Origin of the sequence: Flavobacterium caseinilyticum (genome assembly GCF_004349085.1) — a bacterium.
GTDB classification, from domain to species: domain Bacteria; phylum Bacteroidota; class Bacteroidia; order Flavobacteriales; family Flavobacteriaceae; genus Flavobacterium; species Flavobacterium caseinilyticum.
Genome location: NZ_SMFM01000013.1, coordinates 1 through 14,603, shown reverse-complemented (window position 1 = coordinate 14,603; position 14,603 = coordinate 1). Strand labels below are relative to the sequence as shown.

14 protein-coding genes are annotated in these 14,603 nt (G+C 36.3%); 1 reads left to right on the top strand and 13 read right to left on the bottom strand.

Annotated elements, in window-relative coordinates; genetic code table 11:
• Window positions 1–124: 124 nt before the first annotated feature.
• The 12 genes from E0F89_RS16500 to E0F89_RS16445 all read right to left on the bottom strand — a co-directional run bounded on the left by E0F89_RS16500 (window position 125) and on the right by E0F89_RS16445 (window position 9,917).
• A complete protein-coding gene (locus E0F89_RS16500) occupies window positions 125–673 on the bottom strand; it encodes a sigma factor-like helix-turn-helix DNA-binding protein (protein WP_131910825.1) in 549 nt (182 codons plus the stop codon).
• 217 nt (window positions 674–890) lie between these two features.
• Complete coding sequence (locus E0F89_RS16495) at window positions 891–1,331, bottom strand: DUF3872 domain-containing protein (RefSeq protein WP_131910824.1); 441 nt, start codon at window positions 1,329–1,331, stop codon at window positions 891–893.
• Window positions 1,332–1,349: 18 nt separating this feature from the next.
• Window positions 1,350–1,910 carry a conjugal transfer protein TraO gene (locus E0F89_RS16490; protein WP_131910823.1) on the bottom strand — a complete coding sequence of 187 codons (561 nt, stop codon included), beginning with the start codon at window positions 1,908–1,910 and terminating at the stop codon, window positions 1,350–1,352.
• A 27-nt stretch (window positions 1,911–1,937) separates the two neighbouring features.
• A complete protein-coding gene (gene traN / locus E0F89_RS16485; RefSeq protein ID WP_131910822.1) occupies window positions 1,938–2,831 on the bottom strand; it encodes a conjugative transposon protein TraN in 894 nt (297 codons plus the stop codon).
• Window positions 2,832–2,856: 25 nt separating this feature from the next.
• Entirely contained in the window at window positions 2,857–4,185 is a 1,329-nt protein-coding gene (gene traM / locus E0F89_RS16480; RefSeq protein ID WP_131910821.1) for a conjugative transposon protein TraM, read from the bottom strand.
• Window positions 4,186–4,237: 52 nt separating this feature from the next.
• The gene (locus E0F89_RS16475; protein ID WP_442899841.1) at window positions 4,238–4,459 is read right to left on the bottom strand and encodes a nitrogen regulatory IIA protein; all 222 of its coding nucleotides are present in this window, start codon (window positions 4,457–4,459) and stop codon (window positions 4,238–4,240) included.
• Between the two features lie 11 nt (window positions 4,460–4,470).
• Window positions 4,471–5,094, bottom strand: a complete 624-nt coding sequence (gene traK / locus E0F89_RS16470; RefSeq protein WP_131910820.1) for a conjugative transposon protein TraK — start codon at window positions 5,092–5,094, stop codon at window positions 4,471–4,473.
• 24 nt (window positions 5,095–5,118) lie between these two features.
• On the bottom strand, window positions 5,119–6,111 hold the full coding sequence (gene traJ / locus E0F89_RS16465) for a conjugative transposon protein TraJ (protein WP_131910819.1): 993 nt from the start codon (window positions 6,109–6,111) through the stop codon (window positions 5,119–5,121).
• Window positions 6,112–6,114: 3 nt separating this feature from the next.
• A complete protein-coding gene (locus E0F89_RS16460; protein ID WP_131910818.1) occupies window positions 6,115–6,747 on the bottom strand; it encodes a DUF4141 domain-containing protein in 633 nt (210 codons plus the stop codon).
• A gap of 34 nt (window positions 6,748–6,781) precedes the next feature.
• Window positions 6,782–9,277, bottom strand: a complete 2,496-nt coding sequence (locus E0F89_RS16455; RefSeq protein ID WP_131910817.1) for a TraG family conjugative transposon ATPase — start codon at window positions 9,275–9,277, stop codon at window positions 6,782–6,784.
• Complete coding sequence (locus E0F89_RS16450) at window positions 9,274–9,603, bottom strand: DUF4133 domain-containing protein (RefSeq protein WP_131910816.1); 330 nt, start codon at window positions 9,601–9,603, stop codon at window positions 9,274–9,276. The genes E0F89_RS16455 and E0F89_RS16450 overlap by 4 nt, the downstream gene beginning before the upstream one ends.
• A gap of 11 nt (window positions 9,604–9,614) precedes the next feature.
• Complete coding sequence (locus tag E0F89_RS16445; protein WP_131910815.1) at window positions 9,615–9,917, bottom strand: DUF4134 domain-containing protein; 303 nt, start codon at window positions 9,915–9,917, stop codon at window positions 9,615–9,617.
• 679 nt (window positions 9,918–10,596) lie between these two features.
• Between E0F89_RS16445 and E0F89_RS16440 the strand changes: the two genes are divergently transcribed.
• Window positions 10,597–14,268 (top strand): YobI family P-loop NTPase, encoded by a 3,672-nt coding sequence (locus E0F89_RS16440; RefSeq protein ID WP_131910814.1) that lies wholly within the window; start codon window positions 10,597–10,599, stop codon window positions 14,266–14,268.
• 200 nt (window positions 14,269–14,468) lie between these two features.
• Here E0F89_RS16440 and E0F89_RS16435 read toward each other — a convergent pair.
• Window positions 14,469–14,603 (bottom strand): ATP-binding protein (locus E0F89_RS16435; RefSeq protein WP_165930002.1); only part of this gene is annotated, 135 nt, incomplete at its 5' end.

Sequence of the window (14,603 nt, the reverse complement as noted above, 5' to 3'; positions counted from 1 at the left end):
TCTAAGGGATATTCATTATCCCTTTCGTTGTTTCAGCCGACTTCTTTTCTTTCCACATCAGCCACCAAAGAAAAGAAGCAAAAGAACGTCGCCTTACTATAACTGGATTTTCTGTCATTCCAAATTACTGGATTGGCTGTTTTTTCCACACAGAAAAACCCTCAAAAAGATGTTCAATGTTTTCAAACTCTATAAATGCGGTCAGTTCTTTTTTGCACTGTTCTTTAAATCCCCTGAAACACCCAAAACTTTTTAGAGGTATTTCGGCTAGTTGTCCTATGGTTTGAATATCCAAAACCTCGAACATGTTATGCATTCTCTTACTAAAAGGAAAATGGCTTTCATAAAGCATTATATGCAGGACAATTTCAGTATTATTTTTACTTTTTTTGATTTGCTTGGTCTCGCATTTAAAGTCATATTTTAACTGTTCTAATTTTTGCTTATAGTATTCAATTTCAGCAAGTAACTGGGTTACGCTCTGTACTTTTTTATATGTACTTTCGTAAATTTGGCGGATGCTTTCACCGGTGACCCCATAAATGGAGGCCACTTCCTGTAGTGTCATTTTTTCTATCAGGAGCTTCAGCAATACATCATATTCCTTTTCAGAAAGTACTCTTCGGGACATTTCGATATAAAATCTATTGGTACGTGCTATAACATCTTTCATAGGAATGCAGTTAAATTACTTTATCACTGAAATAATATCCTCTTTCGTAAAGTCTTTTTTCTATATTTTATTTAAAGATAGTAAGGTTTATGGAGTTATCCAATGTTTGTATTATAGATACGTCTGGAAAACAGGAAATGAAACAACCCGAAGATCAACTTCGGGTTGTGATTAAATGCAAATGTTTATAATATAAACGTAAACGAATACCTGGCAGTTAATCGCTACTGTTAAACTCAAAGTTCAACTGCCTTTCGTTCCCGAAATTATCCGAAATCCATACATCAAAGGATTGGGAGACGGTGGAGCCCGAAGTATAATACAACCTGAATTGCTTAGCCCGCAACGGATACAAATCGTTGGGCAGATACGGAGGTTCATCGTAATAATGCAAAGTTCCTTGTCCGTCAAATTGGAAGTAACGAATAAAATATTGTGTGTTACTGTAATTACCGGTTGGCTGTATCGTAAGCCTAATCTCAACGGAATTGCCATTAGCAATTTCTTTGGGTACTGGCATCACCTTTACCTCAAAAGGGAAATCATCTTGTATTTCCAATTCGTCTTTGCCACAGGATGTAACAGAATTTATCAGGATTGCCAATAATACATACATTGGCAGTAAGCCAATTTTGAATTTATTGAAAAATGCTATCATTGTTTTATATTTTAAAAGTTAAAAGTTAATCCTCAATCCCAGACCGGCTGAAGGTCGGAACTGTTCCAGATCCGTACCCCACAAAACTTTTGTGCGACCCTGAAGAATCATCACAAAACGGTCGGACAAGTATGTTTCAAAAGACAGCCGTCCGCCTGCCCCGTAAATGAAATTGTCCTCAGTCAGTATTTTTGCCCCGTCATACAACAAAGCTTCGCCACGGTTAATGCTTTCATAACCCAGTATACCAGTTATTGCTGCATTCAGGGTAATGTTCTTACGGGTATCACCCAGCAGGAAGAAACTGTAACCGCCTTCGGCTGTATAGGTTTCGTTCGGTATACCGAGATCTTTGTATCCATAATATTGATGGGTATATTCCAAAGCCCAAAGCTTATAATTGCCGTTGTTACCGTTTACGGTCATACCTATATTAAAGTAGTAGTTCCTGCTAGGATTATTATTAGATAGAGTTCCTGCGTTTACTTCCAATCCTTTCTGTTTAGGCAACATTCGTTGTGCCTGTGCGATAGTAATACCCATAAAGGCAAACATCATCGTATAAATATACTTTTTCATTTTTCTGTTATTACGTTTAATGGATTACTAAAATTTTAGATGCATATTGTTAATCAAGCGAGCCTTGATCAAATCTGAATTTTCTATCTGAAGTGTTTGATTTCTGCCCCCATTCTTCTCGAAAATCTCAATTAATAACACTTTGTCATCGGCAATGGTAAACTGATTCAACAGAAACACATTTTGTTCGGTCATTTTCCCACCAATCTCGTCCAGCGGCTTGTAAGTGCGTAATGGCATCATTGGTCTTTCCTGCACCACGGTTCGCTTGGCAATCTTTTTATCCATCACTTTGAAATTTATAAAATCAATCTGGAAAGGAACATTGGTACGGTTTGCGAGTTCCGTATGGAAATAGTATTTACCATTATGGATGTAAATTCCTTTCAGGAGAAACTGTATGCCGAAACTTTTCGCCCCGATATGCTTTACAATGCTTTTATCGTTTTTGTAAATTGTTTCCAGTAACAAGCCTGCCAGAGATGGTGAGTTGTTACCCAACTCTTCAAAAAGTACATCACTTCCATTAGCCTTGTCCTCTGTCTTTTGCATTGTTAGCAGGTCATAACTCAACACCTCCGGGGATGAGCTGTAATTCACATTGAAACTGTAAAAATGGCCGTCATTGGTAATTACCGAAAAATTGGTTTCCGGTTCAAATTCTTTTACCGATGCTTTTACACGTAGTACATTTTCGGCATCTTCTGCTTTTCCTGCAATCAAGTATTCACTGCCCAGATCCACGTAGCGGATAGCGGTCGGGAAAATCAGATGCGAAGTCTTGTCATAAGTAACTTTCATAAGGTACGGTTCTATCTTACCCAAAGCAAGAGGAGTTATTGCGCTGTCCTGTGCAAAAGAGGATACTGCAAAGCCAATAATCATGGCAAATGCCCAAAAGGTTTTTAAGTAATTTTTCATTGTTTAATTCTATTTATGTTTAACATTATTTTTTGGAAACAAGGAACAGTTGATGCCCTGCCTTTAAGGTAACTTTCGGTGTCTTCACTTTTTTGGAGAAATAGCCCGAAATGCCCTGTACTACACCACGGCTCAAATCAGCGGCAACCTGTTGTCCTGCCGATTGGGTAAGCATCAGGCTCGTCCCGGATTGCTGGCTCATATTGCCAGCCATTTCGCCAAGGGCATTCATTTCGGGCGAATACGGCACATACAAACCCTGCTGACCGTCCAGATCATAAACCGTAATATCAACCGGGAGGATATTTCCGTCCAGTTCTATGGAAGTAACTTTGAGCTGTAAACGTCCTCCCTCAAGTTTGGCATTAGCCGTTAAAATTGTTCCTTTGGGAATGCTACGATTAGGCGTTTGGGCGGGTTCCAGTAACCGTAATCGTACTCCAGTTTCACCAATAATGGTCTGCGTTTCCTGTACACAGGCTTTAATACTGTTTTTGGGTTGTACCACTTGTTCTAAAGCACTGGCAGTATAAAAACCGCTGTTCTTGTTTTGACTCCAATCTGCTAAAAAGGCACTATCGTTAGGCTCACGGTACAAGGCAGATACGGTGTTCTTTCTTGCAGAAGTGAATGCCACGAACTGCTCTTTTTGTGTAGATGAAGACGACTTAGAAACAGCATCATTGGCAGGTACAACTTCCCCCATATTTGTACCTGAAGGAAGATATTTTGCAGCCATCTGATAGGATTTCTCCATCAATGCTAATTGATCATCAACCGTTACTTTGGCTGGAACGTCTTTCTCAGCCAGTTTTTCCTTTAATTCTTCCAATTGCTTGCGGAGTTCCTGCGTCTCAGAATTATCGTCCTTATAGAAAGAGCCTAATGTGCTTTGCACGTTGCGGTAACTGTTTAAAGCGGGATTACTTTGTTTTCCAGATCCGTTGGCACTGCTGTAGCTTTCTTCTTCTTTAGGTAGCTCCTCCTCCGCTTCTACATTTTCGTCGGTATTCCAGTAATCAGAAAGAGATGTGAGAGCGTTCCTCTTTTCCTGATTCTTACGTTCTAGCATTTCCTCCTCGTATGCCTTACCCTTATCGGCAGGCATTCCTGCGCCAGTAGCCTGAGGTACAACCTCGTTCAGTCCGATTTTATCGATTTCCTTTTTCTCGGAAGACGGTTTAAATATCAAGTACATACAGCCGATGAACACAACACCCATCAAACCGAATATAAGTGGTTTTTTAAGCTTTTGGGCTTTGTTCTGTGTACTTTCTTGCAAAACATCTTCGGTTGCTGCTGGGTTACCTTCCGTTACCCGAACAACCGTTTTTTTATTCTCATTTTCTTTCATGAATGTCATTTTTTAAAATTGTTGATACTGTATCCTGCAAGAGTGCAGGACTTCATTTCTTTTTGAAAACAGGATTTTCGATATGCTCAATGACCATATCGTTATTGGACTTGCTGGTATCATACCATACTTTGAAAATAACCCCTGCGCTAAGCAACAGATACCCCGCAAAAAAGTAAAGCGTGTACTTGTGCTGTTTTCTTAAAGGCAGTGTTCGCCAACGTTCATCCAGTTTCTCAAACCAATTGTCCATATCAGTTCGTAATTTTTTCATATCCTACGTTTTTAGCGTTCAATGACCTCTATATCTTTGTTTTCCACAACAGTAAACTTTTCGATATTGAAGCCCTGCGGGTTATTGTCCGAACGGACAGAGTTCACAAGAAAACAGGAAGTAACCAGATTACGTTTGGTCACATTACTGGAACGGATGATGAACTGTCTGGCATAGGTACGTGCCGCATAGGGATAGGTGTCGAAATTGCAGACCACACTATCTACTTCGATACGTTGCTGTACGTTGCCCGATATAATACGGTTGTAATATCCCTTTTCCGAAAGGTCTTTGTAATAATCAAAAGCACTTTTATCGGCAAGGTTAAACGCCCGGCTCATATTACTTTCGATAGCATTTTTATCGGGAGCCAGCGTAAAGAACAGTTCGTGAAAACGTCTTACATGTTCCCTTGCTTCGACCGGTCGGTTGATGGACGCATCCTGTGCAAGTGCCAGCATTAGTGATTTGCCATTGTCCAGTACATAGATCTTCTGGCGCTGTTCTTCTGCAAAGCGGTAAGATTGCCATACTGCATATCCTGCAACACTGATGCAGAGAACGGCAAATACAAGAGCGTACAACCTGATTTGGCGAAAACTGTTTTCGATATTTCTTAGCGTTTTAAATTCCATTTTTTACTGATTAATCGTTCTACATTATTTGAGTAATTGCCCGCCAATATTTCCTGCTGCCGAGCCAGCTCCGGCTCCAGCAATATTTCCGGCTTTCATTGCGGTTTGGTTTACATTACGAGTAAAATTCCCTGCCCCACCAGCCTGAATAATCCAGCCTGTCACGGTTGGGATAGTAAAATATCCCACAATGCCAATGATCATAAAAATCACATACACGGTATTTGACGTATCGGGAATGAAAGTCGGGTCAGCAAGCATTTCGATATCCCTTTCTATAATCAGGGATTGTATCTTGGCAAGCATGCAGCTGAACAGGTCGGCAACGGGTAGCCATAGATATACACTAACGTATCGAGTAAGCCATTGCGAAAGTGTGGATTGAAAACCATCCCAAACCGATATAGCAAAAGCTATCGGACCCAAAATGGACAACACAATTAAAAAGAAAGTACGTATGGTGTCAATTACTAGAGCAGCTGCCTGAAATAGAATTTCCAGCAATTCCCTGAACCAGTTTTTTACGGACTGCTCAATGCTGTGCATCCCTCTTTCCATATACATGCCCGACATCGTGACCAAATCAGATGGCGACCAACCCAGTTCTTCCAGTTTTTTATCGAACTCTTCGTTCGATGCCAGATACGCGGTTTCAGGGTTGCGGAGCATTGCCTCACGCTCCAGCAGATCTTTTTTTTCCTGCAAATCGTTCAGGTCAAGAACCTGATTTTCGAGAATGGCATGTGTCCCCTGCACCACTGGGCTTAGCACTGCATTGATGGTTCCAAGTACCATGGTCGGGAAAAACATAATACAAAGACCCAATGCAAAAGGACGGAGCAGAGGGTACATATCAATAGGCTCTGCACGGCTTAGTGCCTGCCATACTTTAATAGCTACATAGAACAAAGCTCCCAGACCAGCCACTCCTTTAGCCACTGCCGCCATATCTGCGGACAGTGGCATCATCTCATCGTACAAGGAGCGCAGAACCTCGTGAAGATTATTAAATTCCATAACTTACCAGTATTTTTGGTTAGCTGTTCCGTAGAGTTCGAATACTCTTTTAGTATTGTTCTGCTTTTTTGCCCTTAGAAAACTTACTGAGATATTTTTGTTCGTGTAATAGCGTACAAGGCTGTGGTATTCCTTCACTTCTTTGTACACACGGTCAATAATATCCATACGTTCTTTGTCATTCAATGACAAACTGGAAGAGCTTACGATCTGTTTGAGCTCTTTCAGCAGTGCTGTACTTTCGTTGAGCAGTGCTGCATAACCATTGGCGATAGCCATCAATTCCTGAGGAGAAAAATTGGGATCGTTCATCATTTTGCCAAAATTCTGAACATACATTTCGGAAACATCGCCAACCAGCAGTACTGTCTGCTGCACCTTACGGGCATCTTTCACCAAATTGTTGACAGCTTGCAACTTATCATAGTATTCTTTGCCCTGTTTATATACCTTTTCCACTTCCTTGAAATTTTTAATAACATTGGATACCGTGGATGAAGTCTGTACCATTTCATTGGCACTGTTAACAATTCCCTGAGCCAGATTTGTGGGGTCTGTAACCACCCATTGGGCTTTTGCGGACGGTACTACAGCCAATATTAGTGCTGTCAACACCATGAATAGTATTTTTTTCATTGTTCTTCGATTTTTAAATGATTAATAATTGTATTTACTTTTCTCTTCTTTGTAGGGCTATCCGTTTGATAGCGTGCTCTACATTTCCATCTAGTTCACCGGCAAGCTTCATCACCTCCATTTTCTCCGTTTCCTCGGTGGTATAGGCGAGATATTCTTCAACGGACACTTCTGTGGCATAAACTGCAGAATGGGTTCCACCCAAACCAATCCAAACTTCCTTGTAGAGCCGTGATGGGTCATTATTCATATTGATGGAAAGTACCTGTGCCTTTTCTTTATCAGACAAGCCAAGCATTGCCTGTATGTCATCAAACTTGTTCATGTACTTGCGCTGGTCGAGCAGGATTTTACAATCGGAATTGTTGATGATACTTTCCTTGACGATGGGTGATTGGATGATGTCATCTACCTCTTGCGTTACTACTATGGCTTCTCCGAAAAACTTCCTGACCGTTTTAAAGAGGTACTTTATATATTCTGCCATTCCCTCTTTAGCAATCGCTTTCCAAGCCTCTTCAATCAGAATGAGTTTGCGGATACCTTTCAATCGTCTCATCTTGTTAATGAACACCTCCATGATGATGATAGTCACAATTGGAAAGAGAATTTTATGGTCTTTGATCGCATCAATTTCAAACACAATGAAGCGTTTGGAAAGCAGGTCTAGCTGCTTATCGGAATTGAGCAGGTAATCGTATTCACCTCCTTTGTAGTAAGGTTCCAGTACGTTCAAAAAATTAGCGATGTCAAAGTCTTTTTCCCTGACCTTTTTTTCTTGTAGTACTTTACGATAATCGCCCTGCACATACTCATAGAAACCATTGAATGAAGGATATGCATCATTCTGTTTGATACGCTCTATATAACCACTTACCGCATTGGATAATGCCACTTCTTCGGAACGGGTTGGTGGTTCATCATCACGTTTCCAAAGTGTAAGTATCAGGGTTTTGACACTTTCTCTTTTCTCTATGTCAAACACTCCATCATCGGTATAGAATGGATTGAAGGCAATAGGATTGTCTTCTGTATAAGTGAAGTAAACCCCGTCTTCGCCTTTGGTTTTTCCTTTGATAAGTTCACATAATCCCTGATATGAGTTACCCGTATCTACCAGCAGAACGTGTGCGCCTTGCTCGTAGTATTGCCTAACCATGTGGTTGGTAAAGAAAGATTTACCGCTTCCCGAAGGACCCAATATAAACTTGTTTCGGTTCGTGATAATACCTCGCTTCATCGGCAGGTCGGAAATGTCAAGATGGATAGGTTTTCCAGTCAGACGGTCTGCCATCTTGATACCAAATGGTGATGGCGAATTATGATAATTGGTTTCTTCAGTAAAGAAGCACAATGCGGGTTCAATGAACGTGTAAAAGCTTTCTTCACTTGGAAAATCTCCGGCATTTCCAGGCATTCCTGCCCAGTAGAGCGTAGCCACATCGGTGGTATTATGGCGGGGTTTGCATTCCATCAGTGCCAAAGCACTACCGCTATCATTCTTTAGCTGTTTGAATTCGCTAGGGTCATCCGACCAAGCCATAACGTTAAAGTGTGCTCTGATGGACGACAGTCCAAAACTGTGTGCTTCGTTCAGGTACCGCTCTATCCATTCTTTATTGATCTGGTTGGCACGACTGTATCGAGCCAGTGAGTGCATATTCCTTGCGGACTTCTCAAACTTTTGCAGGTTGTCTTCGCTGTTATCCAAAAACAGATATTGGTTGTAGATATGATTGCAGTTTAAGAGCAATCCCACGGGAGCAGCAAACGACAAACGACAGTCACTCCGGTCGGTAGATAGTTTTTCATAACGGGTATCTGCTGATACAGTTGAAGGCAGATCGTCCGTATCGGATAAAGTGTGCAGGCACAATCTTTTGTTACCAACGCGCACTTCTTCAGCTCCGATTGCTATATCCTGCATTGGTGTTACGGCTTTCCTTGACAGCGTTAAATACTGTTCCAATAATCCTTGTTTTTCATCCGTACCGATGATATCTTCTTCCGTTAGGCGTCGTAACCCGATAAATCCGCTGTCATTTGCAATACGCTCAAACTGTGCAACCGCTTCCATAAAACGATGAATCGCTTCCTTATCCCTGATTTCTTTTGGTATGAGAGCACCTTTACAAAGTGATGAAAAATTACTCTGCGTACGCATTCTTTCCTTAGTGGTTTTAGTCAGGAACAGGTAGCAATAATGGTTAAGAAAAGGACGTTCGTTAAAATGCTGTTGGTAGGATTTGCCCAAAAAGCTCAAACCGTCATCAGCAATATCGGGTGCATAATTTTCCTTAATATACCAGTCCTGTTTATGGATAACGGTATAGTCGGGCAACGTCTTGATGGCTTTGTGCCAAGCAGAATGAATGGCTTCGTATTCCGCAGAAGCTACCGTAAACAGTTCCGGCAAACGCACTTCAAAACAGGCCGTAATGTCTGCATCCTTTGACAGGATACAGTTGTTTTCTACCGCTAGTAATGGAAACTTATTTTCCAACGTTGTGGTCTTGGCTACATTCCTCATACGGCATTCGATTTAGGGGTGAACTTTAAATAGCGATGTACAGGCTTGCGACAGATGATGTAACGAGGATGCCTTTTTCTTGCACCGATTTTCATCAGACCATGTTCTCCATACTTTTTGTTCAGTGAAAAGGTCTGCCATACTATCAGCGAAGCACCACCAGTTCCAAGAAACAGGCAGATGTAGGAATTGACCCCGGCCATGTAAAGTATCATGACCAGAATAAGCGTTCCTAGCAGTCCGCCTGCGAATATGAACAGGTATTGTGCTTTCAACCCTTTAAACTCTACCGTTCTTCCGATGCCTTTGTTGATATTGTAATTCATAAGGCAAGGGATTAAAGAAAGAATGAACGCAAAATAGTAGCCGCAACAATCAAGAAGATACAGGCACCGAACCAGCTTGCTGCAGTCTTGCTTGTATCGGGGTCTCCGCTACTGAACTTGCCGTACACTTTAACCCCTCCAATGAGACCTACCACGGCTCCAATAGCATAGATGAGTTGTGTGGCAGGATCGAAATAGGACGTAACCATTTGAGTGGCTTCAGTGATACCAGCTGAACCGTCTCCCTGTGCCATCGCACTAATTGTTGATAGTACAGCCAATACCAACACTACTTTTTTAACTTGATTTCCCATGATTTGAATATTTTATTATTCTGTATTCCTACGCTTTGCAGGATTTATGGACAAATATCTTTTGCAATCGGTAAGATTATTACAAAGTGGCAGTTAAGGGAATTGTTTGACCTTAGGTAGCAGTGATAATAAATGTGTTGCAGTACTTACTATAGAAGTTGAGAAAATCCGAAACATTTTAGACTAATCGAATTTAAACATTGAAAATTATTCAACTTATATTACGACTGAATTCAACGATAGTATAACCGTAGAAATGAACAAGGACAAATTTTACTCTCAAAAATAAAACGAGAGTAAATTTTTAATCTATTTACTCTCTTAGAAAATACATTAGCATTCATTTCCATTTTTAAGATTGATTTATCTAGCGGATTAAAGCCAAATACAAAATTAAAGGAGGGGAAGACATATTTTTACAACTCAAAAATTTTTAACTGCCAATACTTATCCCTGTAAAATTTCCATTTTTTTAATGTTAAAAAAAGAGCCCAACTACATAGTAATTTGTACTATTCTTATCCCATATTCGGTTACACCACTTATTCTCAGTAAAGACACTAATAAAATCAATGCACAAAATGATACTTTAATTTGTCTTTTTTTTCTCATTAACTGAAGTTTATTTATTTATAACAATAAGATGTTATATTTGCTTAGGCAACATAAATTTCGCTCTATGAAAAATTATCTACATAATCTATTTGCATCTAAAAAGGAAGAAGTTAAGAAGCCGAATACTTTAACTAGTTCGCTTGCTCCAAAGGTTTTAACAAATGTCTTAGATATCGAAAAGATTCAGCCTTATTTAGATAAACTAAATGAAACAATAGATACAAAGGGTATTAATAATATTGCACTCACTGGTGGATACGGCTCGGGAAAGAGTACAATAATTGGAACATTTAAAGAGCTAAATCCTAAATACAAATTCTTAAATATTTCATTAGCTTCTTTTAATAAAAAAAAGAGTGATGATACGTTAACAGTAGCTGAGAAAAAAGAACATAAAGAAGAATTAGAAAGGTTATTAGAAGTTAGTATTTTACAACAAATATTCTATCACGTTAAACCAGAAGAAATTCCTGAATCTCGTTTTAAAAGAATTATTAATATTCCTGATTGGAAAATTTGGAGTATATCAATCGGTTTTATTTTGTGGATTTCAAGTTCTGTTTTACTATTAAAGTACGATTATTTAGATAAAATTAGTCCAGAAAATTGGAGTACTAAAGATAGTTTTGACTGGTTTGCTCTATTCGTATTTGTAATAGCATTTATAGGTTTAGGTTTATTATCAAAATTAATTATAAAATTATTCAGTAACTCCAAAATCAATAAAGTAAACATAAAAGGAGAATTAGAATTAGGGGATAATGTAAATAAATCAGTTTTTAATGAACATTTAGAGGAAATTTTATATTTTTTTGAAGTAACTGGGTATAATGTAGTTTTGATTGAAGATTTAGATAGATTTGATAGTACTGATATATTTACAAAACTTAGAGAAATTAATATACTATTGAATAATTCAAAACTCATAGAAAGAGAAATCAATTTTGTTTATGCCGTTGGGGATGATTTATTTGATGATAAAAAGGAAAGAGTAAAATTCTTTGAATACATAATTCCTGTTATTCCTTTTATTAATTCATCAAACGCTGATGAACAGTTAAGAACATTAATTAAGGAATCTGGATTAGAGGAAAGTATATTTACCAAAGAATTTATATCCGATGTAACTACTTTTATTGATGATATTGACATGCGTTTACTTACAAATATATTCCACGAATTTGTAATCTATAGAAAAACGTTAAAGCCTGAATTCATTACGAAAAATGATGAGTTATTTGCGATGATAACTTATAAAAATATTGACCCCAAAGACTTTACGATGCTCAACAAAAAAGAAGGGAAGTTATATGAGTTAATCAAAAATAAGAGAAGTTACATAAAGAAATTCATCAATAAAATAGATGCTGAAATTGAACTTAAGAAATCTCAAATAGAAGATATTGAAAATCACTCACCAAGAGATATTACGGAATTAAGGGCAGTATATATAAATGAAGTTTTATCAAAACTTCCTGCAAGAACTGCATTATATAATATTAAAATTGATGAATTATTAGAAGATAATGGTTTTGAAAACCTATTAACTGAAAATATCTTTTATACTAATTACAATCATTATAATGGAACTTTATATTCAGAATCAGGTAATACAAAATTAAAATATATTTTTTCAGAAATTGAAAAAAATGTCAATCCAAATTACACTTATCAGCAAAGAGTTAAACTAATCGAATCAAAGCACAACAATAGAGTTGATTTGTTGAAGAGGGAAATTGATAAATTGAAAACAAAGAAATCAGAAATCGAAAATTGGGATTTAAAAAAAATATTCCATGAAGTTGATATTAACGAATACCTAAACGGTTTTTCGAATAATGGTTTATTGAGGAATTTTATTTTGAATGGTTATATCAATGAAAACTACAACGACTATATCTCTTTATTTCACGAAGTATCAATAACAAAAGATGATTTGTATTTCAGAAGAAATGTTATGAGTGGAAACTCTACAGAATTCAGTTTTAAATTATATAAAATTGAAAATTTAGTTGAGAAAATCGATGGGAAGTATTTTGACAGAGAAACAATATTAAACTTTGATTTATTAGATTATTTAGGAAACAACTACAATACATATTCCAACAAATATGATTCAATAATTCAATTGTTAAGTAACGAAAAAGAAAAGTCAATACAGTTTGTAGATGAATACATTAAAAATGAAGATAGACCAATTGAAATTTTCATTGAAAAATTGGTAGAGAATTGGACAGATTTTTGGGACTTTATTTATTCGCAAAGTAAGTATAGTGAGGATAGGGTAACTAAATACCTAGATCTTATCATTAGGTTTTCAAAAAATGAAACAATTTTGAAAAGTCAAAACAAAGACTCATTAAGAACTGAAATTGGAGAAAGATCAAACTTTCTTTCATTAATTAAAAATTCAAGTGAAACCGATTATTATGATAAAATAACCCAACTCCTAAAGGAACTAGATGTTGAATTTGAAAAATTAGATAATCCAAGTGAAGTAACAGAAGAATTGTTTGAGTATGTGTATAAGAATAACCTTTACTCAATAAACAAAGATAATCTTTTACAAATGTTCTTATTATTTGGAAAGGAAAGTAAAAAAGAAGATTTCATTCGTTCTAATTATTCTACAATACTAAAATCAGACTGTGAACCATTAATTTCATACGTTGGTTTAAATATTGCTATTTATATTGAAAATGTATATTTGAAGATAGAAGAAAATAAAATTGAAGAAGAGGAGAATTTAATTAAACTCTTAAATCATAGCATAGAATTAAGTAAAAATTTAAAAATCAAAATAATAAAAAAAACTGAAACTAAAATTTCTGATTTAAAGAAAATCAGCGATATAGAAATCAAATCACAACTATTATTAAATAACAAAGTAATTCCAAAATGGTATAACTTATTAGATTATTACACTTCATCTGAAGACACAATAAACGAAAATCTAATTCAGTTTTTAGAGTTTGAAAATGTTAATACAGAATTATCAAAAGTTAAGTTATTAAAAGAGAATGAAAAATTCGAAGGAAGTCTTTTATTGCGTAATGACATTACTGATGACACTTATCGAAAAATATTAAAAAGTATTTATTTTAGATATAATAAATTAGGATTTGAAAATTTGAATGAAGACAAGATAGTTGTTTTAACTAATATGATTCTTACTACAACTAAAGCAAATTACGATTTATTAAGGGAACATTTTCCAAATCATCACATAACATTAATTGAAAAAAATTTCAACAAATTCTATGAAAAATTTGAAGATTTTGAAATTGATAAAGATGATATTGTAATGCTACTTAAATCTGATAAAATTACAATTGAAAATAGATTTAAGTTTATCTCTAAATTAGATGAACAAACAATTTTTGAGCATAAAAATATTGCAAAGAAAGTTGGAGAAATTATCATTAGTAAATCTGTAAAAATTGAATTTGATTTCAATACAATTGAAAACATCGTACAAAGTTTAGATTCTACTGAAAATAAAACTCGGTTAATTAATATGTATTTTGCTGAATTTAGTAATGAAAACATTATTTCTTTGGTAAAAGGTATTGGACATTATCATAGTGAATTATTTTTAAAACAGCATAAACCAGTTTTTATTGATAATATTTTCAATAGAGAATTGTTAACTAAATTAAAATCAAAAGGATTAATAAAAGATTTTGGTATTTACTCAAAAGATGAAACTAAAATAAGAGCTATAGCAAATTATTAAAGTAATTAACTTTCTTAACAAATATTTAGGTAGCCTACTGCAAATTCCAGTGATATTGACCACCCAATTCCAATTTAAAGTGAGCACCTGATTCCAATTCAAAATGACCACCTAATTCCGGAGCAAAATGACCACCTACATTTTACATCAAAAACTACTTTTTTTCATCTGTTAATTAGTGTTCAAATATACTTAAAATATTACCCTTTGTTTATTCCTCTTTTCTTTCTCATAGATTCTCCATGTAATTCGAGTCGGTGAGATTGATGTATGAGTCTATCCAGAATTGCATCAGCTATGGTTTTTTCTCCAATGATGTCATACCAGCCTTGTAC